This window comes from Paenibacillus sp. FSL H3-0310, assembly GCF_038002785.1.
Lineage (GTDB): Bacteria > Bacillota > Bacilli > Paenibacillales > Paenibacillaceae > Paenibacillus_AQ > Paenibacillus_AQ odorifer.
Window position 1 is genome coordinate 1,318,983 of sequence record NZ_JBBODC010000001.1, and the last position, 24,124, is coordinate 1,343,106.

The 24,124-nt window shown below is 42.9% G+C and carries 18 protein-coding genes; 15 read left to right on the plus strand and 3 right to left on the minus strand.

Going from position 1 to position 24,124, the window contains the following annotated elements; genetic code table 11:
* Positions 1-102 precede the first annotated feature (102 nt).
* The 9 genes from pflA to MHH63_RS05905 all read left to right on the plus strand — a co-directional run bounded on the left by pflA (position 103) and on the right by MHH63_RS05905 (position 11,588).
* Positions 103-840, plus strand: coding sequence for a pyruvate formate-lyase-activating protein (gene pflA, locus MHH63_RS05865; protein ID WP_036682920.1), 738 nt, complete (start codon positions 103-105; stop codon positions 838-840).
* A 439-nt stretch (positions 841-1,279) separates the two neighbouring features.
* Positions 1,280-2,686 (plus strand): extracellular solute-binding protein, encoded by a 1,407-nt coding sequence (locus MHH63_RS05870; RefSeq protein ID WP_076129628.1) that lies wholly within the window; start codon positions 1,280-1,282, stop codon positions 2,684-2,686.
* Between the two features lie 128 nt (positions 2,687-2,814).
* The gene (locus MHH63_RS05875; RefSeq protein ID WP_036682917.1) at positions 2,815-3,699 is read left to right on the plus strand and encodes a carbohydrate ABC transporter permease; all 885 of its coding nucleotides are present in this window, start codon (positions 2,815-2,817) and stop codon (positions 3,697-3,699) included.
* A complete protein-coding gene (locus MHH63_RS05880; RefSeq protein ID WP_036682912.1) occupies positions 3,699-4,529 on the plus strand; it encodes a carbohydrate ABC transporter permease in 831 nt (276 codons plus the stop codon). Before MHH63_RS05875 ends, MHH63_RS05880 begins: the two co-directional genes overlap by 1 nt.
* 28 nt (positions 4,530-4,557) lie before the next feature.
* The gene (locus tag MHH63_RS05885; protein WP_076129629.1) at positions 4,558-6,411 is read left to right on the plus strand and encodes a cache domain-containing sensor histidine kinase; all 1,854 of its coding nucleotides are present in this window, start codon (positions 4,558-4,560) and stop codon (positions 6,409-6,411) included.
* Positions 6,389-7,180: a response regulator transcription factor gene (locus MHH63_RS05890; RefSeq protein WP_036682908.1), complete on the plus strand. Its 792-nt coding sequence runs from the start codon at positions 6,389-6,391 to the stop codon at positions 7,178-7,180. The genes MHH63_RS05885 and MHH63_RS05890 overlap by 23 nt, the downstream gene beginning before the upstream one ends.
* 744 nt (positions 7,181-7,924) lie before the next feature.
* Positions 7,925-8,917 carry an ABC transporter permease gene (locus MHH63_RS05895; RefSeq protein ID WP_305953563.1) on the plus strand — a complete coding sequence of 331 codons (993 nt, stop codon included), beginning with the start codon at positions 7,925-7,927 and terminating at the stop codon, positions 8,915-8,917.
* 15 nt (positions 8,918-8,932) lie between these two features.
* Positions 8,933-9,895, plus strand: a complete 963-nt coding sequence (locus tag MHH63_RS05900; protein ID WP_081387086.1) for a carbohydrate ABC transporter permease — start codon at positions 8,933-8,935, stop codon at positions 9,893-9,895.
* A gap of 94 nt (positions 9,896-9,989) precedes the next feature.
* Entirely contained in the window at positions 9,990-11,588 is a 1,599-nt protein-coding gene (locus MHH63_RS05905) for an ABC transporter substrate-binding protein (RefSeq protein ID WP_076184178.1), read from the plus strand.
* A gap of 73 nt (positions 11,589-11,661) precedes the next feature.
* Here MHH63_RS05905 and MHH63_RS05910 read toward each other — a convergent pair whose 3' ends face one another.
* From MHH63_RS05910 to MHH63_RS05920, 3 genes are read right to left on the minus strand one after another with little or no spacing between them, the layout of a single operon-like run.
* Positions 11,662-12,945, minus strand: a complete 1,284-nt coding sequence (locus tag MHH63_RS05910; protein WP_076193082.1) for an ABC transporter substrate-binding protein — start codon at positions 12,943-12,945, stop codon at positions 11,662-11,664.
* An 18-nt stretch (positions 12,946-12,963) separates the two neighbouring features.
* Positions 12,964-14,208, minus strand: coding sequence for a response regulator (locus MHH63_RS05915; protein WP_341171314.1), 1,245 nt, complete (start codon positions 14,206-14,208; stop codon positions 12,964-12,966).
* A 12-nt stretch (positions 14,209-14,220) separates the two neighbouring features.
* Complete coding sequence (locus MHH63_RS05920) at positions 14,221-15,990, minus strand: sensor histidine kinase (RefSeq protein ID WP_036682901.1); 1,770 nt, start codon at positions 15,988-15,990, stop codon at positions 14,221-14,223.
* Positions 15,991-16,336: 346 nt separating this feature from the next.
* On the opposite strand from MHH63_RS05920, the gene MHH63_RS05925 reads away from it, so the two are divergent.
* The 6 genes from MHH63_RS05925 (at position 16,337) to MHH63_RS05950 (ending at position 23,864) form a co-directional block, all read left to right on the plus strand.
* On the plus strand, positions 16,337-18,571 hold the full coding sequence (locus MHH63_RS05925) for a copper amine oxidase N-terminal domain-containing protein (protein ID WP_076129633.1): 2,235 nt from the start codon (positions 16,337-16,339) through the stop codon (positions 18,569-18,571).
* 219 nt (positions 18,572-18,790) lie between these two features.
* A complete protein-coding gene (locus MHH63_RS05930) occupies positions 18,791-19,252 on the plus strand; it encodes a Fur family transcriptional regulator (protein WP_036682896.1) in 462 nt (153 codons plus the stop codon).
* A gap of 2 nt (positions 19,253-19,254) precedes the next feature.
* Entirely contained in the window at positions 19,255-19,518 is a 264-nt protein-coding gene (gene yidD, locus MHH63_RS05935; protein ID WP_036682893.1) for a membrane protein insertion efficiency factor YidD, read from the plus strand.
* Positions 19,519-19,866: 348 nt separating this feature from the next.
* Positions 19,867-21,879 (plus strand): methionine--tRNA ligase, encoded by a 2,013-nt coding sequence (gene metG, locus MHH63_RS05940; protein ID WP_076303981.1) that lies wholly within the window; start codon positions 19,867-19,869, stop codon positions 21,877-21,879.
* Between the two features lie 211 nt (positions 21,880-22,090).
* On the plus strand, positions 22,091-23,080 hold the full coding sequence (locus MHH63_RS05945) for a metal ABC transporter solute-binding protein, Zn/Mn family (protein WP_280775955.1): 990 nt from the start codon (positions 22,091-22,093) through the stop codon (positions 23,078-23,080).
* A gap of 34 nt (positions 23,081-23,114) precedes the next feature.
* Positions 23,115-23,864 (plus strand): metal ABC transporter ATP-binding protein, encoded by a 750-nt coding sequence (locus MHH63_RS05950; RefSeq protein ID WP_036682888.1) that lies wholly within the window; start codon positions 23,115-23,117, stop codon positions 23,862-23,864.
* Positions 23,865-24,124: the final 260 nt, after the last annotated feature.

Below are 24,124 nucleotides of genomic sequence, written 5' to 3' on the forward strand. Positions count from 1 at the left end.
AATTTTATTGCCGCGATATAGGGATATGACAGTCTCAAGGACAGGGATCTTCATCGTTGAAAAAGGGACTGTTAGTCTGGCGTGGCGAAAGGATGACATCCTATGATTAAAGGTCGCATACATTCTTTGGAAACCTTTGGAACCGTTGATGGACCTGGTATTCGATTTGTCTTATTTATGCAAGGCTGCTTGCTGAAATGTCAGTATTGCCATAACCCTGATACCTGGGCTTTAGATGAAGGTAAAGAAATGACTCTAGAAGAAGTGCTTTCGGAAATCGAGCCATATATAAACTACTATCGTTCATCCGGTGGCGGGTTAACTGTATCCGGTGGAGAACCAACCTTGCAGGCGCAATTTGTAAAGCAGTTATTTACGGAAGTGAAGAAGCGTTGGAATTTGCACACCACATTAGACAGTAATGGTTACAACGAAGGTGACAAGATTAATGACTTATTGGATGTAACAGATTTGGTTATGCTTGATCTGAAGCATATTGATGAAGAAGCGCATATCAAATTAACCGGTAAATCCAATGATCGAACTTTGAAGCTTGCACGCTGGCTCTCAGACCATAATCGTAAGATGTGGATCCGACATGTATATGTTCCTGGTATTCATGATCGTGAAGAGGATCTCATTAACTTAGGTCGTTATATTGGAACCTTAAATGGCGTCGAGAAATTCGAAATCTTACCTTATCATCAGATGGGTATCTATAAATGGGAAATGCTCGGCAAAGCTTATGAACTGGATGGAGTACCTTCTCCAACAGAAGAAGAAGTGCAACGGGCATACCGCTTGGTCGAAGAAGGTCGTAAGCAAACGGCATTGGTATAATAGAAATCTATTTTTAAGAGAGACCGTACCCTCAGTGGTTGATCATCACTGAAGGTGCGGTTTTTTGTTATGAGGAAGTAAAAAGGGAGGGGTTAAAGCTCCTCTGAGGGGGAATTTTATATTATTCCTAATAAAGACATGCTATAGTTACACGTGGTTTATGGGGTAGATAATAAATGAATATGTCAGGTAATATGACTAATTTTATATTTTAATTAAATGTTTTTAAAGAGAAACAAACTTTTGTGATGAGAAAAACAAATGAATAAAGCGTTTTAACATTTTAATGTTATAAAATATAACTTATCGTGTAGTTGATTCCGCTTACATTAGAGATTTTTATCCCTATAGTGGATGAATCTTAACCTTACGATAATGAAGTCTGTTTTCTATAATAAGAAGTGTAAAGCACATCAATATATAGGGAGGGTCACAAGAAATGAAAAAAAGTATGACTTTGCTATTGTCCCTGATTTTCGTATCATCAGCTTTACTGACTGGTTGCGGAGGCAACAACAATGCGTCTTCTAACAAAGGAGATGGAAACGCTACCGCGACTAACTCAGCCGCTACAAATGCTCCAGCAACAGAAGAACCGGTAAATAACGAGCCATTTGAAATGACGATTCGTCACACTCAAATCGGTGCAGACAAGCAGAAACGTCTGGCTATTCTCGAAGAAGTAGTTAACAAAGTACAAGAGGATGTACCGGGTCTGACCTTTAAACTCGATGGGGTAGATTCAGATGTAAACCGTAAAGAAAAATTGCGTGGTGAAATGGCTGCGGGTAATCCACCGGAAATCTTCGATCTGTTCGGCAGCCCTGACTCCAAGATCTATGCTAAAGAAGGTAAATTACTTGACCTGACTCCAATCCTTGAGGAACTTGGAATTAAGGATAAATTCTCAAATCTTGATCCTTTCACTTATGAAGGAAAAATCTATGGATTGCCAATCGGTGGTTCTGGTGAAGGTTTCTTCTATAACAAAGAATACTATACAAGCAAGGGCTGGAAGGCTCCAACAACATTTGCTGAATTGGAACAACAATTGGCTGATATCAAGGCTGATGGAAAAGTACCTTTGGCTGGTGCATCCAAAGCTGGTTGGGTACCACTTATGTTAGCTAACCACCTGTGGTCACGTTATGCAGGTCCGGATGTAACTGCTAAATTTGCAACAGGCGAAGCTAAATGGTCTGATCCAAATGTAGTAAAAGGATTTGCGAAATACAAAGAATGGGTTGATAAAGGCTACTTCAAAAAAGGCGAACTTGGCTTTGAATATGCTGAATACACAACACAATTCACTAGTGGTGAAGCGATCCTGCTGTATGATGGTACTTGGAAATCTTCCGTATTTAAAACGGGCCAATCTGGCGAAGGTTTGATCGGTAAAGTTGGATTCTTCAACATCCCAGCAGTTGAAGGCGGAGCGGGTGACCAAACTGCATTGATGCGCGATGTGAACAATGGTTATGGTTTCTCTGCATCTGCTGAGAAAGATCCACGTCAATTGGCTGCTGTGAAATCTTTTATTAAAAACTTATTTAATGAAGAAATGCAATTGCGCGGACTTGTTGAAGATGGTGTATTGCCAGCAATGAAGATTGACCAAAACGTATTGAATGAGAATATTACTGATGATCTGATGAGCGAAATCGTAGGTGTACTTAACAACTCACAATCTTCGTTCCCAGCATTTGACTCTCTTGTTCAAGCTGATGTAACTACAGAAATCAGTAACATTCAAATTCAAAAACTGATTGGCGATCAGACGACTCCTGAGAAAATGGGCGAAGCTTTGCAAAAGGTACAAGAAGAAGCAAACGCAGCAGTTGAATAAATAGCTGCAAACTGAATGTACCCTGGTGCTAAATCCAGGGTACATTTTTAAAATCAAAGAAAATATGTGTTTGCACTTGATCTGAAGCATTCACTATTCGCCAGATGTCAAAGCAACCGGAGGTAGTCATGAATAAAGCATTAAGAAATCCAGTGGTATTTTTCCTTTTCGTTCTTCCAGCATTGATATTGTTCACGATGTTTTTCATTTACCCCATTTTTAGTTCTATTTATTACAGCTTTACTAGTTGGAACGGTGTATCGGAGACGGTTAAATCAGCCGGATTAAGTAATTATGAGAAAGCACTAGGAGATGAACGATTCTGGATATCCGTTAAAAACAACGGTTGGTTTATTCTTTTCTCCGTATGTATACAGGTACCGTTGATCGTATTCTTCTCATTATTAATTTCTAATGTGAAGAAGTTAAAGGGCTTATATAAGACAGCAGTCTTTATGCCTTCCATTATGTCTACAGCGGTTATCGGTATTCTCTGGGGGTTTATCTATGAGCCCAACATTGGACTTTTTAATAAGCTCCTTAGTCTAGTAGGAATTAATCCTATTTACTGGCTGTCAGATGAAAGATTTGCAATGCTTTCTATTTTGTTGACGAATGCTTGGCAGTGGACTGGATTTTATATCGTTATGGTCCTAGCGGCGATTCTAGCTATTCCTGGTGAATTGGATGAAGCTGCAGCCATTGACGGCGCAACTGGATTTCAACGCGCTACTCGTATCACGCTCCCACTAATCGTACCGATCATCTCGGTTGTAATTATGCTATCCATTGCTGGAGCAATGAAAGCTGCGGATATCGTCATCGTTATGACTAAGGGGGGACCTGCAGGTTCAACCGATGTAATGGCAACATACATGATTAAATATGCGATCACGAACTTTAAGTATGGATACGGAAATGCCATCGCTGTCCTGATCTTTGCATTTACACTGGTGGTTACAGTCCTTTATCAGCTGCTGATTGCACGTCGTACAGAAAGGATTGAATACTGATGCCACGCGCCCTGAAAAAGAGTCTGCCACATATTGCCCTTTTATTCTATTTGTTAGTGATCCTGTTTCCTTTCCTATTCGTATTATTCTCATCTGTGAAAAAGGATAATAATGAGATTGCGCTTAATCCTTTTGGCATCCCCAAGGAATTCGTCTTCAATAACTACGTGGAGGCTTGGGTAAATGCCAAGATTAGTACTTACTTTTTCAACAGTTTGTACATTTCGATCCTTGCCTCTGTAGTGTCCATTCTGCTTGCGTCTATGTTTGCTTTTGCGGTTACGCGGATGCGTCAGGGGAAATGGAATACTATTTTGTTCTCACTGGTTTTAGTAGGAATGCTCATCCCGAATAATGCTTTAATGCTGCCGATTTATACGATTGTACGTAAGTTAGGAATACTGAACACCCACTGGGCGTTGATCATTCCTTATATCGCCAATGCGATTCCATTTACCATCATTATTTTAGCAGCATTTATGCGAAATTTACCTAGAGAAATAGAAGAAGCTGCGGTCATGGATGGCTTGAAGGCACCGGGTATCTTTGCTAGAATTATTGTACCTCTAACGGTTCCGGCTATGGTTACTGTATTCATTGTTAATTTCCTGGGAAATTGGAACGAGTTCTTGCTAGCTAACTACTTCCTGTCGAATGACGAGCTGCGAACGCTTCCAGTAGGTATGGTCCAATTCCGGGATCAATACCAGATGAACTATGCACAAATGTCAGCCGGTATCGTCTTCAGCGTACTGCCGGTAATTATCATTTATGCAATTCTTCAGGAGAAGATTATTGAAGGTGTAACAGCGGGCGGCGTAAAAGGATAACTTTATTCTCAGTCAGGAGCACTAGCCGATGAATTTGCGCTATAAATTATTTACGGCATTTTTGGGCCTGATTATCATTCCTTTATTTATTCTAGGCATGCTTATGTTTTTTGTGACTTATAATTCTATTGAGAAAAAGTACAGCCAGCAGTCGGAATACTCACTTAAAGCGATTAGTTACAGTATTTCTAATGTATTAAAAGATATGGATAACGTTACAGACAACGGAATTGCTACCTCGGTGTTTCATATGGCTCTTAGTGCAGATGATCCTAACAACCAGGATTTGACTGATGCTGAGCAACTGAATCTGAATGCGAGCCAGCGCAATTTCCGTAGTCTGTTGTTTAATCATCCATCGATCAGTTATGCATTTTTGTACAATTTTAACGGTAGAGGTAACTCTGAAATCGTGTCGCTTTTTAACAAGGAAAATTTCCGAACGCTACCCTATGATACATTCAAAAAAAGTGATCTGTACCAGGAAGTTATGGACTTAAATGGTGTGCCGAAATGGCTGGCTCCTCACGAGTATCCCGAGCTTACGGGTACTGAACCTGTGTTTACACAAATTCGGCTAGTGAAGGAATTGAGCTTCTTTCAGAACATAGGTATCCTAGTTGTGCAGATCAAGAATTGGGAGTTCGAATCCATATTTCGCAATTTAAAAATTGGGGATAGCAATCAGGATGTTTCCTTTATGCTTGTAAATGATGATGGAATGATTCTTTTTGACCCAGATCAAAAGCTGGATGGACAGGACTTCCAGTCTTTCGCGGATAAAGAGATTACCTTTAAAAAAGGGTTTCAGAGTTTCAAAACAGAGTACAACGGGGAGAAAAGCATTCTTTCCATGTATCATTTGAAGGACTATCCATGGAGTCTGGTATCTGTGACTTCTTGGGATACGTTGTCTCATGAAGTTACAGTATTTGCTCGCTGGTTCGTCGCTGTGATTTTCCTTTGCTTATTGGCAGCTGTGATCTTCAATTTATTTTTTATGAACCGGATTACCGGCGGCATCGCTGTCATTGTTCGTTTTATGCGCCGGGTTGAAGACGGAGATCTGACCACTAGGGTAGAAGTTAAAGGGAATGATGAGCTAACGCTGCTTGCTAAGGGTTTTAATGATCTTATGGATAAAATCAATGGATTGTTTAACAGAATTCATGTGGAGCAGCGTCGCAAGAATCAAGCTGAGATGCGTGTTCTGCAGGCACAGATTAAACCACATTTTTTATTCAATACATTAGAATCAATCAATGTTCTCGCTATTCAGAATGAAGGCAAAAAAGTTAGTGAGATGGTCTACAGGCTGGCTAGTATTTTGCGAATCAGCATTCAGGATCGGGAAGAGATTACGCTGGATGAAGAAGTTAAACATTTACGCAATTATTTGGATATACAAAAATTCCGCTTTGAAGATTTGTTCGAATACGAGATCGATATTCCGAATGAATTGATGAGTTGCGGTATCCTTAAACTCACGTTACAACCGCTTGTAGAGAACAGCATTCAACATGGATTTGAGGGCATTGATTACAAAGGTCATGTTTCTGTGAAAGTTTGGGAGAAGCAGGGGGATTTGATTTTACGTATTGAAGATAATGGTATTGGTATTACACCTTCTCAGTTGGCTATTTTTCAATATATTGTGAATGATCCTGTGGAGCAAGAAGTTAAGGCTGAACGGGATAACCGGATGAATCTTGAACGCAGAGGTCTTGGTATTCGCAGTGTAGCAGATCGCATCCGCATTGAATACGGTGACAGGTACGGAATATTTATCTGTTCTAGTCCAGGTCATGGTACTATTATCCAATGTGTCATACCTAAATACGAGCAGGGGGAAGATCATTATGCTAAAAGTATTATTGGTTGATGACGAAGCCCCAATTCTGAATAATCTGAACAGGGTGTTGCCTTGGCAGGAGATGGGGATGGAGGTTGTCGGTATGGCGCGAAGCGGAATGGATGCTTTGCGTATTGCCGAGGAGAAACAGCCTGATCTTGTGTTATGTGACATCCGTATGCCAGTGATGGACGGGTTAACTTTTATCGGTAAGTTGCGGGAGATGGGATTGGATAGCGAGGTGCTGCTTCTTACCGGATATCAGGAGTTTGATTATGCACGGGAAGCGATTCGGCTAGGTGTTAAAGAGTATATTTGTAAGCCGATACATTATGAAGAGCTTGGCAATAAGGTACGGGAGATTGGGGCTAAGATCCGTAGTAAGCAGTTTAAGAATAAACTGTATAATAGCATTCCAATTTTTCAGGAAATCCCTGAAGGTGAAGATGATTCTGGCAAAAAAACACCGGATCAGCTGATGAACCAAGCAGCTAAGTACATCACAGAACATCTCCATTCTGATATTGGGATTGAGGAAGTGGCGAATAAGATCGGGATTAGTGGCAGTTATTTCTGTCTCTTGTTTAAGAATCGTTTTGCTATGACTTTCGTGGAATACGTGACCCTACAACGAATTGAAGCTGCTAAGTTTATGCTAACTAACAGCGATAAGAGTATTACGATGATTGGCTCGGGAGTTGGCTATCAGGAGCGGCGTTATTTTACCAAGGTATTTCAGAAGCAGACAGGGATGTCGCCTAAGGAGTATCGCGACCGATGCCGGACCGAAGTGCAGTGAGGTTAGCTGCTGAGTGGTGAGGTTAGCGTCGCTCCAAGGAATGTTTGGACTTCCGGTCGCTGTTATCCTCAGATTTCTTGATTAGAAACCGCTATTAGCGGTTGAAATCCGAGGATAAAGGCGAACGCTACGCTCCTACAGTTCCAAACTTCCTCTCCGTTCCTTCTCCCTCACCCCTCTTCGTAGTATAGGGGCCGTCCCACACCTACGGATGTGGGCCTCTCTGGGAACACAAGGACCGATTGCCTAGTTAATTTAAGGCAGGAATTATCGATCAGTCCTTAGCTGTGATGAAGAGAAAAGATTATCAACCAGCCCTTGGCTGTGATAAAGTACGAAGATTATCAACCAGCCCTTAGCTGTGATGAAGAGAAAAGATTATCAACCAGCCTTAGCTGTGATGAAGAGAAAAGATTATCAATCAGCCCTTGGCTGTGATGAAGAGAAAAGATTATCGCCCAGCCTTTGGCTGTGATAAAGAGCAAAGATTATCAACCAGCCTTTGGCTGTGATAAATGCGATTAAGGTACATAAGCTATGATTAATTAAATTTTTTGCCTCTATTAGAGGCTGAAGAGATGGTTTTCCTCGATTTTCGAGGATAATCGTCTCTTTTTTTATAGAAATATAATATGTTCCCTATACTCCCATAAATTATCATATGTTTTAATTAGAGTGTAAGGAGGATACACAAAACGTTAGGCAAGCAAGAGTAATTGGGGCTTAAGAATGGGATGATGGAGAATGGGGGAACCAAAAATGAGTGTGACGAATCCTTCCGTCAGCTTGTCAGAAGTAAAGAAACCAGGCAGGGGAAGAACGCCGAATTTTCTTAGAGTAATGAAGAAATATTGGGTGTTCTATTTGATGATGTTACCTGCGATAGTGATTCTAATCATCAATAATTACATACCGATGTTAGGGACGGTAATTGCATTTAAGGATATCAATTACCAAAAAGGGATTCTGGGTAGTGATTGGGTCGGGTTAGCGAACTTTAAATATTTAATCTCGACGGAGACGGCCTGGATCATTACGAGGAATACGTTATTGTATAATACAGCGTTTATTATACTGACGCTATTTTTTTCGCTGGCTTTCGCAATTATGTTTAACGAAATGCGCAGCAGATGGCTATCGAAATTCCATCAAAGCGCTATGTTTCTCCCTTATTTTCTCTCTTGGGTCGTCGTAAGTTACTTAGTATACGGCTTTCTGAGTGCAGAGCATGGGTTCATGAACAAGACATTACTCCCGTTCTTTGGGGTAGATCCTATCGAATGGTATTCACAGTCCAAATATTGGCCTGGGATTCTAGTAATTGTGAAGATATGGAAAGAGATTGGGTATACAACGGTTATTTATATGGCCGCTATTATTGGAATAGATAATGAATATTATGAGGCTGCACTAATTGATGGAGCTTCTAAATGGAAGCAGATTCGAAAAATCACACTGCCGCTAATCAGCCCAGTTATTATAGTAATGACGCTGCTGCAGATAGGTAGGATTTTTAACGCAGACTTCGGATTATTCTTTCAGGTTACGAGAAATGCAGGAGCGTTATACTCGACGACGCAGGTTATCGACACATATGTATATCAAACCTTCCTCGCAATCGGTGATATAGGAATGTCTTCAGCCGCGGGTCTCGTTCAATCTGTTGTAGGATTTCTATTGATTTTCTTAGCGAATCTTGCAGTGCGGCGAATCAGTAAAGATGATGCTTTATTTTAAAGGGAGGTGGGAGTGTTGAGCCAGACAGAAACAGCATTAGGGTCGTCACGGCGTACAGGAAAGCGCACAAAACGGCAAAGACAACCCAATGAAATATCTAATATATCTAATTTGCTAATTAATATATTCTTTTGGATATACACAGCGATTTGTGTGGTGCCGCTGATCCTCGTAGTTATTGTATCGTTTTCGGACGAGAATTCCGTTATCCAGAACGGCTACAGCTTTTTTCCTAACAAGTGGGATATTTCTTCTTATGAATTTCTGTTAAAAGATTATTGGCAAATTATCGATGCAGCTTCCGTTTCGTTATTTGTGACTGTGGTGGGCACGATTCTGAGTCTTATCATTATGGCTATGTACGCTTACCCTATCTCACGTGGAGATTTTCCACATCGTAATTTCTTCTCATTTTTTATGTTTTTTACAATGTTGTTTAATGGGGGCCTTGTGCCTTGGTATCTGGTCTACACGCGCATGATGCATATGAAGGATACGTTATGGATTCTAATTATGCCGCTGCTGGTTTCTGCTTTCTTTGTTATCATCTTACGGACCTTTTTTGCCAATACCATACCGCCAGCTTTAATCGAATCTGCTAAGATCGATGGGGCACCAGAATTCCGGATCTTCGTTCAAATTATTTTGCCTTTGTCTATGCCAGTGTTAGCTACAGTAGGTTTGTTTCAGACCCTGGCCTATTGGAATGATTGGTACCTTAGTTTGATCTTTATCTCACCCGAAGGTCATGTCAATTTACAATACCTAATGTATAAGACGATGCTGAATGTTCAATTCCTGACAGCAAGTCCTCAGGCGATGGCTGCCTTGGCTGCACAGGGTGTAGAAATCAATATTCCAACAGAAACGGTAAGAATGGCGATGGCTGTTATTGGTATCGGACCTATCGTGTTTGTATATTCCTTCTTCCAGAAGTATTTTATTAAAGGGCTTACCGTGGGTGCTGTCAAAGGTTAAGGACGATTGTAATGGCTTAATTCGGCCGCTTTATGCTAAGGTGTGAACGGCCGATTCAGCATATATAAATATTTTGAGGGAGGTTATGGTGTATATGAAAGCTGTTAGAAAAAGCGCACTAATGACACTATTGCTAACGATGGTACTGAGTCTTAGTTTAGCAGGCTGCGGTGGGAATAACGGGAATAATGAAGCAGCTTCACCTGCTCCAAGCGAAAATGCAACCGCTACCAATGCTGCTGCTACGGATGAGCCAGCCGCGGATCCTACTGCCGAACCGGCAAAAGAATTGGAGCCTTATACCGTCAAGTTAATTTATGTCGGTGCCGTGCAAAAGGATGAAAAAGCTGTAGAAGATGAAATCAATAAGTTATTGGAACCTAAAATCAACGCCAAATTGGATATCGCACCGATCGATTGGGGTCCATGGGACAATGATGTCAATCTGAAAATTGCGAGTCAGGAAAAATTCGATATCATCTTTACAGCTCAATGGAAGAACTACGTAACGAATGCAGCTAAAGGCGCTTATCTCCCGATTAATGACGATAGCGGCAAATATGGTAATCTCCTAAATGAATACGGCCAAGGAATTCTAAAAAATCTGGATCCACAATTCTTAAAAGGTTCAGCGATCAATGGTGTGAATTATGCTGTTCCTACAAACAAGGAGCTGGCTGCACAAGGTGGGGTTGTCTATCGCTCCGATATTGCGGATGAACTGGGCATCGATATGTCAAATGTGAAATCCATCCAAGATCTGGATGCAGTTCTCAAAGTAGTGAAGGAGAAAAGACCTGACCTGACTCCATTGTATTTCAAACAAGGTGAGACCTTTAACTCACAGTACATGGCACAATACGATACACTTGGTGATGCTGCCATTCCTGGTGTTCTGCTTAAAGATTCCTCAGATACTAAGATTCAATCGATGATTGAGATGGATCGTTATAAAGAAATCATTAAACTTACTCGTGAGTATATGAAAAAAGGTTACATTAACAAAGACGCAGCTGTTGCTACAAATTCGACTCAGGATGCAATGAAGGCTGGCAATGTCTTTATGACAGTGCAATCGCTTAAACCAGGTAAAGATAGTGAGCTGGCGAATGCTACCGGCTTGATTGGCAAGCTGAAACAAATTGCATTCAATGATCCAACGATTTCTACAAGTGATGCTGCTGGATCTATGCTTGCGATCTCCGCTTCCTCTGGTGATCCGGCCCGGGCCATGATGGTGCTAGATATTCTGCACACAGATAAAGATATCAACAATCTGCTTGTTTTCGGTATAAAAGGTGTGCACTATGAAGTCGTAAGTGGTGATACGATCAAAGCTACAGATAAAACAGCTGATTATAATACGGCTGCAGCTTGGATGCTTGGAAGTCAATTCCTGAACCCCGTGTGGGAAAGTGAAGCTCCAGACAAATGGGAACAATTCAAAGCCTTTAACTCTAAAGGTAAAGCCTCTGTAGCGCTTGGTTTCAACTTCGATGCCTCCTCAATGAAGACTGAAATGGCTGCTTGTAAAGCTGTAATGGATGAATACGACATCAGCTTGGATACGGGTTCTGTTGATCCTGATACCGTACTGACTAAGTATGCTGATAAGCTGAAAAAGGCAGGGCTCGATAAGATTATTGCAGAGAAACAAAAACAGCTGGATGCTTTCCTGGCTGCGCAAAAATAAAGCGAAAATGAATTCAAAAAAGGCTCTCCCCGGCAGGCTGATTTAGCCGGGGAGAGCCTTTTTATGATAGTACTTAGCGGAAGGAGCTGTCTATTCGCTTTGCGGCTTGAACAGCAAGGGTCCAAGCCAGTTCAGGAGTTAGCTCGCCTTTTTCAGCTTTGGTCAAGTATTCGAGCATGCTTGTCTCCACGTCAGCGTGATGAGGGCCGTAGTAGGTCGGAATTACTGCTTTTGCTGCTGACGAAAGGGTCAGACCAAGCTCTGAATTAGGAAAATAGGGATCGTGCAGATCGTGGATCTCTGGGTCATCATAGATTTCGGGGGTGGAAGGGAAAGCCCCTTGTACCTTGAAAGAAACCAATTGCTGCGTTGGTTCGGTTAGCCATTTAATAAGAGCAAAGGATTCATCAGGATGATTACCTGTCTTTGGTAAGGTCAGAACGGAGCCTCCGCGATTAGCGCTGTTTTCTGGGATTTGTGTTACATTCCATAAACCGCTGGCAGTTGGAGCACTGCTCTTGATATGACCAATCATCCAAGCCGGACAGAGCATGACTGCAAAATCTCCGTTGAGCAGGCCTGCACCCCAGCGTTGGGTATCCACTGCAATACTGGCGGACAGATTTAGCTTAAGGGCTTGAATTGAGAAGTCCCAGGCTCGTTTGACCGCTGGATTATTGTCGAGGATCAATTCTTGTGTTGTGGGACTGTAATATTGAAGCTTGGACTGACGTAGAAGGGTGAGATAGAGGTTCTCCAAGTCATTTACAAAAGCTTTTCCTGTTCTCTCCTGTACTTTGGTGCCCGCTTCAAGGAATTGATCCCAAGTTTGGATTTCTTTAGCCACTTCTTCTGGTTTAGTAGGGAGGCCTGATAATGCGAATATATCCGTTCGATATAACATGGCATAGGGACCAATTTCCGTTGGTAATCCAAAAATAAAATCATTACCCAGCACCTCCTGCCACTTCCAATTCAGAAATTGGTCCTTCAGATTGTCAGCATCAAAAGTGTTTAGATTATAAAAATAATCAGGAAACTGTTTGAAGCGATCCAAATAGCTAATATCAATGGCAGCCACATCCGGCGAACTGTATCCAGCTGCGAATGAGGTCTGTAGCTTGGCTGGAAGCTGCGTGGAGGTGGAGGTCTGAATATGAATCTCTAGCTCGGGATGCTGGGATTGATACTGGTCAATGAGCGACTCAAGACCTGATCCAGCAGTGAGCCAGATGTTCAGCTGTATCGGGTCTTGTAAAGCGGTATCTTCCTTGGAAGGGGAGAGCTGACAACCACTTGTATTAAGTAACAAGCCAAATGTTAATAGGACAGTAATCAACTTACCATTTACATTCAAGAGAAACACACCTCTGCTTTATTTGTTGTGCTTCTGAAATTCCTGAGGAGTCATCCCCATGTATTTCTTAAAAATGAGGCTGAAATACGCAGGACCCTTAAAGCCTACTAATTCGCTAACCTCATATACCTTGAGAGTAACATTCTCTAATAATTCAGTAGCTTTTTGAATACGAAGTTTGGTAAGAAAGCTAGAGAATGGTTCCCCTACATCATCTTTAAACAATCGGCCGAGATAGGTAGGATTCATATACAGTTCGTCTGCGATCATCTTGAGGGAGAGATTTTCTTGGAGCCGGGAATTCATAACCTCAATCATCATAGAGATTACCCTGCGCGTTGCCTTTACTTGTAGTTGTTCAGTGAGCTGTGGAGAAGCCGAATGCATGGAGAGGTCTCTGAAAAAGATAACGGATGGCGTACTCTCTTTTTTGACCTGCTGACAAGCTTCCAGACTCTCATGATAGGCGGTTGCGAGTGCCCCCAATTGATAGTGAGGGTTAGAGACCCCTGCACAGAATGGCGATTTCAGAATGCCAGATAGCTTATGCAGCAGCTCTTGTGTCAATACCTCATCAACGCGGTTAGGCTGCTCAAGAGGATAGAATAATAGCATGATGGCTTCCTGCTCCTCTTGAATGCCAACAACGTTGGCATACAGCGCAAAACATTCTTCTAATATATTTATAACCGCTGCATACATGGCTTGTTCCGACCAGTTCTGTGGCATGCCCACTCCAAGATGGTTTACGGTTACGACTACAAAGGAATGAAAAGGAGGAATAAGTTGTTCTTCAAAATAGGGTAACGGGATGCCGTAAAGAAGATCAGATAAGCGTTTCTCCCGAAGGTTTTTTTCTCTTAGCTGCGTTAATTGCCTCTGCTGTTTCTTCAATTGAAGACGTTCATATACGCCTGTTGCGACTTCAAGAATATGTTCTACTGAATTTGGTTTAACCAAATATTCCTTTACACCATAACGGATGGCTTGACTGGCATAGGTGAAGTCCTGATAACCTGTGAGCAGCACGGTTTCAGTGTCTGGATAACATTCATGGATATGCTTTGCGAGTTCCAGCCCATCCATGCCGGGCATTCGGATATCGGATATCACCAGATCAACCATATGCTCTTTTAACAATTGCACAGCCTCCAAACCGTTCTCTGCCGAGCCAATAATGCTAAAGTTGTGATTCGCACTTCCCAGCATTTCTGACAGAGAACGGCGAACAAAACTTTCGTCGTCCACGATTAACACATTCATCGTTGTGCCCCCTTAACTTTGATCATACTGTAATGGAACAGTGACCTTCACAAATAAGCCACCAAGCTCGCTTGTTGATAGCTGTAGACCAAATTCCTGTCCGTAGATTAGCTCTATGCGATGATTTAGATTGGATAGTCCAATTCCGGTATGAAGCAGCTTCTCCGGATTAACCTCACCGCCGACTAATGCGTCTGCCATACTTTCCTCGCTCATGCCGTCCCCGTTGTCTTCTACAGTTAACACCAGAGATGTTCCTTCACTATAGGCGCGTATGCGAATTAGCCATACTTCCCGAAGTGTGGGTTCAAGTCCATGAGTAATGGCATTTTCGACAAGTGGCTGAAGGGTTAATTTCATTAGCTGGCCATTCATAACCTCAGGATTTACAAAAAGATCAATCTGCAATTTGTCCTCGTAGCGTAGCTTCTGGAGAAAAATGAACCGTTCTAATTGCTTTAAATCCTCCTCAACAGTAACGAATTCGGATCCGCGGTCAATACTATAGCGGAGCAGGTCACTTAGAGCGAGTACCATTTGGGACTCTTCCTGCATGCGTTTGTTGGCGAGCGACCAATAGATTGTATTCAAAGTGTTATAAAGAAAATGCGGGCGGAATTGCGCTTTGAGTGCTACGATCTGAGCTTGCTTTTCACTGATTTGTTTGCTGGATAGGTCAGCGATAGTATGATCCAGGTTTTGGAGCATCGAATTATAGCTTGAATAAAGGATAGCCATTTCTTTGTTCATGGTTGTTTTTACAAAAGGTAAAGTAGTTCCCCGTTCGACATTGCTCAGCTTGGTTGCCAGATTACGAAGGGGCTTGGATAGGGTCCAAGAGAAAAAGAAAGTGAATAGTAGGGCAGCACCCATCCCCAGCAGGCCAATTAAAATTATATTCCGGCGGATCGTATTTAAATCTTTAACAGCGTCTTTAGAATCAATGTAAGCAAAAACGCTCCACTCGCTATAGTCGGAATAGGCATAGGATACGAACAGATTGCGTGAGTTTATTTTTTGTGGAATGATTCTGGCTTTATGATTGCTGAATTGTTTTAGAAGCCCGTCGTTCATATAGAGTCCAATTTCTTTTGGATCTGTGGAATAGACAATGGTATTAAATGAATCAACGACTTGGATTTTCTCATTTTTGCCGAGGTGAAATTGGCTGACAGCGTTATGGATAACCTCGACAGGGAGGACAAGAAACAGGGTTCCTAACCGGTTTAGATCATTCCAATCATTAATTTGTCTGGCTCCCATCACCACAGGGATATTACCGTTCTGCCATACATCTACACCGAACCAGACCATTCGGCCTTTATTCTGTGCTATAGCCGGAAACCAATAAGCATCGCGGATTTCCTTTTCGCTGTCCCATATGACCTTTAAGGAACTGCTGTTGGTATACACCTGATCATCGGACAGCCCGAGCAGCTTGAACTGGATGTCAGAGTTTATGGAACGTGTCTGTTGATCTATGTAACGAGTAATTTCCATGGCGTCTGTACGAGGTGAACGTGACAACGCTAAGTCTCCCAAGGTTTCTTGAATCAAGGGACTGAACATGATCGTAGAAGAAAGCTTATCGTTATCCTGAAGAATTGCGTCCATTTTACCTTGAAGTTGCTTGACGGATTCCAGGATATATTGGTTGGAGCGGTTTAGAACAGCTTGAGAGGAAGAGCGGTAGGACAAAAAAATGGTGAATCCTACGATGGTGAAGATGATTAGAGAGAAGCCCATGATTAATTGAACGAGGATGGAGATTTTTTTGGACATGTTATCCCTCGCATGTAAAAGATATTCTTCCATACATTGTAACAAAAGCAAATGAAAGCGAATATAGTCAGACGAAAAATAAACATATTTATAGAAAAAATCTCATTTTTTTCAGGGGAAACAGCGTGGTTGTCCAACAATATTTAATACAGCGTTAATCTTTCTTTACTTAATAATGAAACTTTTTATGGTGGCATGCGTCTAATAATATGTTTGTTATGACGATCGTGGCAAAAGCTTTTTGCCGCCCTACCGTGGGTGGCAGCATTTTGCGGGGAATATAAGAGGAGTATGAAAAAGACAGAGACCTACTTATATTTACAAATAGGAGCAGAGGAGTTATATCATGGATTTGAAAAAGTTAACGTTAGTTGCTGTTTTGGCCGTATCTCAGGCCGCCGCGGCAGTGCCGGCTTTTGCTGAAGCTGTCAATAATACCCCAAGTAATACTACTGTAGTTGGGACAGTTGTTTCAGCTGCGCCGGAGGTAATGCCAGAATCTACTGATCCATTGCCGCCGTTGCCGACGGAGACGCCAGGAGGAGTAGTGTCACCGACACCAACACCAACTCCAATTCCTGCAGAGACAGTTGATCCTACGGCTACTGTTGAACCTACAGCAACAATTGCACCTACTGCAACACCGCTTCCGACTGCAACTCCTGGAGTTACTACAGAACCTACAACAACAGATGGTGCTCGTGCTGCGGCTAGCAATCAGCTTATTCTTATGATGAACAGCAACAAAATGTATCAGAACGGCCAGGAATATTTAGCTAATCAGCCTATGGCAGTGAAAAACGGCGTATCCTACGTTTCGATCCGGGCTATGGTAGAACGTGTAGGCGTGAAATACGTTTATGATTATAAAACGAAAGAAACCATTGTTACCAAGGGAAGCGACGTTATGCGCTTTAAGACCGACAGCAAGGTCTATACAGTTAATGGTGAGAAGAAGACGATGAAAGGTCCAGCTTACCAATACAAGGGGACTTTCATGGTTCCATTGACATCCATAACTGGGGCACTGGGCATTCCATATACCGTTGATAATGTGCAAAAACGAGTAATCCTTACATTAAACAACAAGCCTAAAGCTTCCTTCACAGTGCCAACTGAAATTTACGCCGGTGAACCAGTGACCTTCGTAACCTCCAGCTCGTCACCAAATGGTGTAGCTATTGTGGATGAAAGCTGGGGAGGTAACAAGCAGGATATCTATGATCAACCAGGATATTATGTAGTAACCTATTCCGTAATGGATGCGAATCAACAGTGGAGTGATCCTTACACCATGACCATCACAGTGCTTAAACCTAATACACCTCCAGTTGCTAATTTCACTACAGACAAGGATTCATACAAGATGGGTGAAATGATTACTTATACCGATCTAAGTAGCGATCCTGATGGTGATGAAATTACCGTAACTTGGACGAACAAGGCCGAGGCTTTCTTTACTCCGGGTCCAGCGACAATTGCTGTCCAAGTAAAAGATTCACATGGCGCGATCAGCACGTTTGAGAAAACCGTTAATATTTCGGATGAAATCTTGTACAGTAAAGAAGATTTCAACAGATTATTTGCATCTCCGGGCAGTGTGTTTAGCATCGATGGATCGATGGTTCCTACTTGGCAGCAAGTAGCTTATAATCTTTCTTCCGAGCCTTATAAACTAATTCGCAGCAACAGCCCAGAAACGGTGTATACAGAAGGTGTTACTTACCGTGAGACTTCTTTGGGTAAAACCCGCTTCTTGATTCACCACAAGAATAACCTGAATATTAAAGCTAAAGTGTATGTGATTGCTACGAATAACAATTTGTACCCAACGACGCTTACAACCGAATATGTGGGCTTTGCAGGCCCAAGCACATATCCTGAAGGTACTGGTAAAATGTCTGTAGAACGTTATTGGAAATCTATGCTTACAAATGAGCATTATAAAACGATTGTTCTGCAACCAGGGGAAAGTGTCTCAATTCTGACCGATCTAAACCAAATTGCTATGAAACCAAGTGAAATTGTTTCACTTCAAGCGGACTTATTTAGTGATTATCCAATCGATTATAATGTCATGTTGATTGATGCGAATAAAGATCCACTGACTACACTTCCAACACTTCCAGTTCTGGATCGAGACGGAGTGCATAATCGGGGAACTTACGAAGATTCTACTCGTATTATCACGGTTACCGATGAGGTAGGGAAAACTCCTGCAAAACTTCTGCTAGGCGATAATTCCAGTGATAAGAACCTGGCTGGCGTAGACCCCATGGCAGGTACGGAAGCATCCAATGCCGGTAATTTCGGGGTATTATACAAGATCAGATTCGAAAATGTTGCACCAAACTCATTGATTACGTTTAATCCACGTGGCGGTAACTATATGGGGCCGGTTATGGTTAATAACCAAATCGTGCATATGCCAAGCGTGGGAAGTCTCTCGAACGCTGACATGAACAGTGTGGTTTATCGTAGTGGTGAGTATGGAGGTTCTGTGGAGATTTTGTTCACAGCAGCTTCAGGCAGTAACTTGCCGGTCAATTTCCTCATCACTCCACTTCCAGCAAAGAAATAACAAATAGGAATATCCCTATAAGCTCTATTGGGGAATTATCTACAATAAAGGCCCGGCTGAATATTCCGTAAGGGAATACGCAGCCGGGCTTTTGTTTAAATATAATAATTCAGAGGTTGCGTAGGGGCGCTTCATGGTGCTTCATTGACGGGGCATTTATTTTGGGGCATTATTAAGAGAGTGAAATATAAATGAACTGATCTTATGGGAGATGAGCGTATGCTGTCGACAGAACAAATATTAGAAGTCATGTCGGGGCAAGGACTGCGAATCACCGACCAACGCAAAACGCTTGCCCAGTTATTCGGCGAGAATAAGGGATATTTGTCAGCGAAGGATGTATATGAGCATATGGGCCGTAAGTATAGCGGACTTAGCTTTGATACGGTGTACCGCAATCTTCGTGTAATGGAAGAGCTTGGTGTGCTTGAACAGATTGTCTTTGAAGACGGAGTGAAGTTCAAGGGAAGCTGCAATCATCAGGATCATCACCATCATATGATCTGCCTTCAATGCCAAAAGACCTACCCGATTAATTTCTGCCCGATGAATTTAACGGATACACCCGATCAATTCCGGGTAGTCAAGCATAAATTTGAGGTGTTCGGTTATTGCAAAGAATGTGAAGAGAACCGGGAAGAAGAATTAGTTGCAGCATCAGATAAACAAAAGGGACTTTAGAAATGGTGACCCTACGCAGAACGATTCAGGCGCCTATTCGGGTGTACCGCAGGTACATTTCCCCTATTAAACCTGCAACCTGCCGCTTCTATCCAACCTGCTCTGCCTATGCCCTGGAAGCCATTGAAGTCCATGGTCCATTGAAAGGCTCATGGCTTGCAGCTAAGCGGATTGCCAGATGTCATCCCTTTCATCCTGGAGGACTTGATCCTGTGCCGCCTCTTCAAGATGAATCTGCTGAGAAGGATTCTGCCCCTGCGACTTGACATGGGGCCTTACCATTGGGTATATTCACAAGTAATAGTATGAATTCCGAAGAACGGATAAGTAAATCGTTACGTCCATTACAGAGAGCCGGAATATGCTGAAATCCGGTATGGAGCGTTAGATTGAATATGGTCCGGGAGGAACTGTGTTCGAGCGGGAACTGCAATTGTGGTTCACGTAAGATATCAGCGTGATCCAGCGTTAATGGACAGTTCCCGCGAGGGAACTGGCGAAGCCTGCGCTCTGTGAAGAGACAGGAAATTTGGGTGGTATCGCGTGAGTTATACTCTCGCCCCATTATGGGGGCGGGAGTTTTTTGTTTTTTAATAAGAAAGGATGATTACTGAATGAGTGAGAAAAAAACGTTTTACCTAACGACACCAATTTATTATCCAAGTGACAAGCTACATATCGGACATGCTTATTCAACCGTGGCAGGAGACGCAATGGCCCGTTACAAACGTCTGCGCGGCTACGAAGTGCGTTATCTAACCGGTACAGACGAACATGGACAAAAGATCGAGCGGAAGGCAGAGGAAGCAGGAAAGACCCCTCAGCAGTTCGTAGACGACATTGTTGTTGGTATTAAGGAGCTATGGCGTAAGCTGGACATTTCGAACGATGACTTCATCCGTACTACGGAAGAGCGTCATAAAAAAGTGGTACAGGATATTTTTGATCGGTTGCTGCAGCAAGGAGACATCTATAAAGGTGAATATGAAGGCTGGTATAGTATCCCAGATGAAACCTTTTACACAGAAACGCAATTAGTTGATATAGTGCGTGATGACAACGGTGTGATTACTGGTGCAAAAAGCCCAGATAGCGGCCACCCGGTTGAGCTGGTGAAGGAAGCAAGTTATTTCTTCCGGATGAGTAAATATGCGGATCGTTTGCTGCAATTTTACGAGGAGAATCCAGAGTTTATTTTGCCGGAATCCCGTAAGAACGAAATGATTAACAATTTCATCAAACCCGGACTGGAAGACCTTGCAGTTTCCCGCACAACCTTTGATTGGGGCGTAAAAGTTAAGGGCGACGAGAAGCATGTCGTGTACGTGTGGATTGATGCGTTGACTAACTATATTACAGCTCTGGGGTACGGTTCCGAGGATCGCAGCTTGTATGACAAGTTCTGGCCTGCGGATGTACACATCGTTGGTAAAGAAATCGTTCGTTTCCATACGATTTACTGGCCGATCATTCTGATGGCGCTTGGGGAACCCCTTCCGAAAAAGGTATTTGCCCATGGCTGGTTGCTCATGAAAGATGGAAAAATGTCGAAATCTAAAGGTAACGTAGTTGATCCTGTGACACTGATTGATCGTTATGGCTTGGATGCATTACGTTATTACCTGCTGCGCGAAGTACCGTTTGGTTCTGATGGCACATTCACACCGGAAAGCTTTGTAGACCGGGTTAACTATGACCTTGCCAACGACCTTGGTAACCTGTTGAACCGTACAGGGGCTATGGTTGAAAAGTATTTTGCAGGCGAGATTCCGGCATATGACGGGAATGTAACAGCATTTGATGGTGAGCTTCAAGCTGCGGCTGAGAATACTTATGCCAAAGTAGAAGAAGCTATGGAAAAAATGGAGTTTTCCGTGGCGCTGACAGCTATCGGAATATTCATTAGCCGCACCAACAAATATATCGATGAGACACAACCTTGGGTACTTGCCAAAGATGAGAATAGAACTGCCGAGTTGGCTTCTGTGATGAGACATCTGGTGGAAGGTCTGCGTACCGCTTCAATCCTGCTGCAGCCGTTCCTGACACAAACACCAGCGAAGATCTGGGAACAGCTGGGTATTGAGCCTGGTGAGTTAACGACTTGGGATAGCGGTAAGACCTTTGGCCTGATTCCGGCAGGAACAAAGCTGGTGAAAGGCAATCCAATCTTCCCACGTCTAGATGTGGAGCAAGAGGTAGCTTATATTGCCGAGGCTATGGGCGCTGGCAAAGCTGCGGCTGAAGTGGCGGAAGCGGCTGCTCCTGCTGCTGCGGACTCCGAGCCAGTGGAAGAGCATAAAGGGGAAATCGGCATTGACGATTTCGCTAAAGCAGAGCTGCGGGTAGCTCAGGTTATTGCTGCAGAGCCAGTGAAAAAAGCTGACAAGCTGCTGAAGCTGCAACTGGATCTGGGTTATGAACAACGTCAAGTGGTTTCTGGTATCGCGAAATTCTATACACCGGAAGAGCTGGTGGGACGTAAAGTGATTTGTATCGTAAACCTTAAACCGGTGAAGCTGCGTGGGGAGTTGTCCCAAGGGATGATTTTGGCGGCTTCTAAAGGTGACCAGCTAACGATCGCTACCGTGCCGGACAGCATGCCAAACGGAGCAGTAGTGAAATAAGACAATACTGTTGTAGAAATTTTTTAATGAGGTTGCTTGAACAAGGGAATGCTCCTTCAGCCGGGTTGGTTGTGGGAGCATTCCTTTTTTATAAAGACGATACCGTCTTTCTTCTGAGTGAGGTTTCTTTGTTGACTTATCGTAACGATTACTATTATACTACTAATAGTAAAATTTACGATTTGAGGGGTAGATCAATATAATGGCGGCAATGAAATCGCGTATAAGTTTGCTCGTCCTTGCACTGGTACTTGTATTTACACTAAGTGCATGCGGACCTAAGAGCAGTGGAAGTATAGTTGAAGGGAAAGTAAATGTAGTTACAACCTTTTATCCTATTTACGAGTTTGCTAAGGAGATTGGCGGGGAAGATATCAATGCTATTAACCTGCTTCCAGTGGGTGTGGAGCCACATGATTGGACACCGCGCAGTCAAGACATTATCAACACTTCTAAGGCACAGCTATTTCTATATAACGGTGCAGGCTTAGAAGGCTGGGTTCCTAACTTTTTAAAAGGCCTTGATAGCAGCAGTAAAGTTAAGGCGGTTGAAGTAAGTCAAGGTATTGATTATATCATGACCGATGAAGATGACGGGCATGATCATGGGGCAAGTGAGGAAGAGTCTCATCAAAATGAGGACACGGATCATAACAGTAATGCCTCAGGAGACAGCCTGCATACAGACCCGCATACTTGGGTAAGTCCAAAATCAGCCATTGTCATGGCTCAGAATATTAAAGAAAGCCTTCAGTCCGTGGATCCTGAGCATAAAGAAGGTTATGAAGAGCGTTACAATAAGCTTGCGGAACGTTTGCAGGCGTTAGACAGTAAATTCAAAGAGGAGCTTGCTAAGCTGCCCAACCATAAGATCGTAGTATCGCATCAGGCTTTTTCTTACCTTGCCCGTGACTATGGATTGGATCAGCATGCGATTATGGGACTTTCGCCAGACGCTGAGCCGCGCGGACAGGATTTAGTGAAGCTTGCGAAAATGGTAAAAGATGAAGGGATTAAGTATATCTTTTTTGAAGAGCTTGTCTCCGATAAACTGGCTAAGACTCTGGCCGCCGAAGCGGGCGTTTCCACTATGGTGCTTAATCCGGTAGAGGGACTTACTGCGGAGCAAGAGAAGAACGGCGATAATTACTTCACTCTGATGGAGAAAAATTTGCAAAATCTGATTATGGCCTTACAATAATAAGGAAAGTATAAGGGAAAGGCGGTACTTAAGCATGCAATCGGTATCCTTGGACTGCCATCAGCATATCATCGATATACAGGATCTTTCTTTTTCATATGGGGAACAGAAGGTGATATCGAATCTTAACTATAGTGTAAGAGAACGAGATTTCCTTGGTATCATTGGTTCTAATGGTGCTGGTAAAACAACATTGATGAAAATGATCGTCGGCTTGCTTCCAGCGAGCAGTGGTGAAATTAAATTATTCGGAACGCCTGTCCGCAAGTTTAAAGACTGGGAACGGATCGGGTATGTTCCGCAAAAGAATGCCTTCAACCCATTGTTTCCAGCAACGGTGCGTGAAGTAGTTCTGTCAGGTCTATATAATAACAAGAATCTGATCCGCAGAGTATCTAAGGCTCAGCATCGTCAATGTGAGGATGCACTTGAAGTCATGCGGATACAAGATATCGCGGAGAAAAGAGTAGGCCAGCTGTCAGGCGGTCAGCAGCAGCGTGTTTTTCTGGCTCGGGCGCTGATTAACCATCCTGACCTGCTGATTTTGGACGAACCTACTGTGGGTATTGATGCCGAATCGCAAGCGGGATTCTTTGAATTAATTACCCATATGCATGCTCATCATCATATGACCTTCCTGATGGTGTCGCATGATATCGACATGATCAAAAATTATTTAGGTCATGAGCCCGTGCAGACAAATGGTAAAATCAACTTTTACTCCCGCCACTCACATGATCTCCAGAATTGCACAGAAGAGAATCTGCAGCACACGCTCTCTTAAGTCATAATTAAACTCTGAGCAGAGGTTTGCCTCTGTTCTCAGTGCATACATAACTTGCGTGTGGAAGTTAGTCAGTAGACAGGGTTTTTACTAGGAGTATTTCGACCTTGTTCCTATTTCTTGTTTTCTCTTATCTAAGCACCGCCAGTCTGCAAGCGTGTCCCTTTAGGGACGAAAGCGATCTTTCCCCAACCTAACTATGTTCAGTAACACTAACTCCTACGCTAGTTGCACTTAACGGGTGTCCAGAGGGCAGAGCC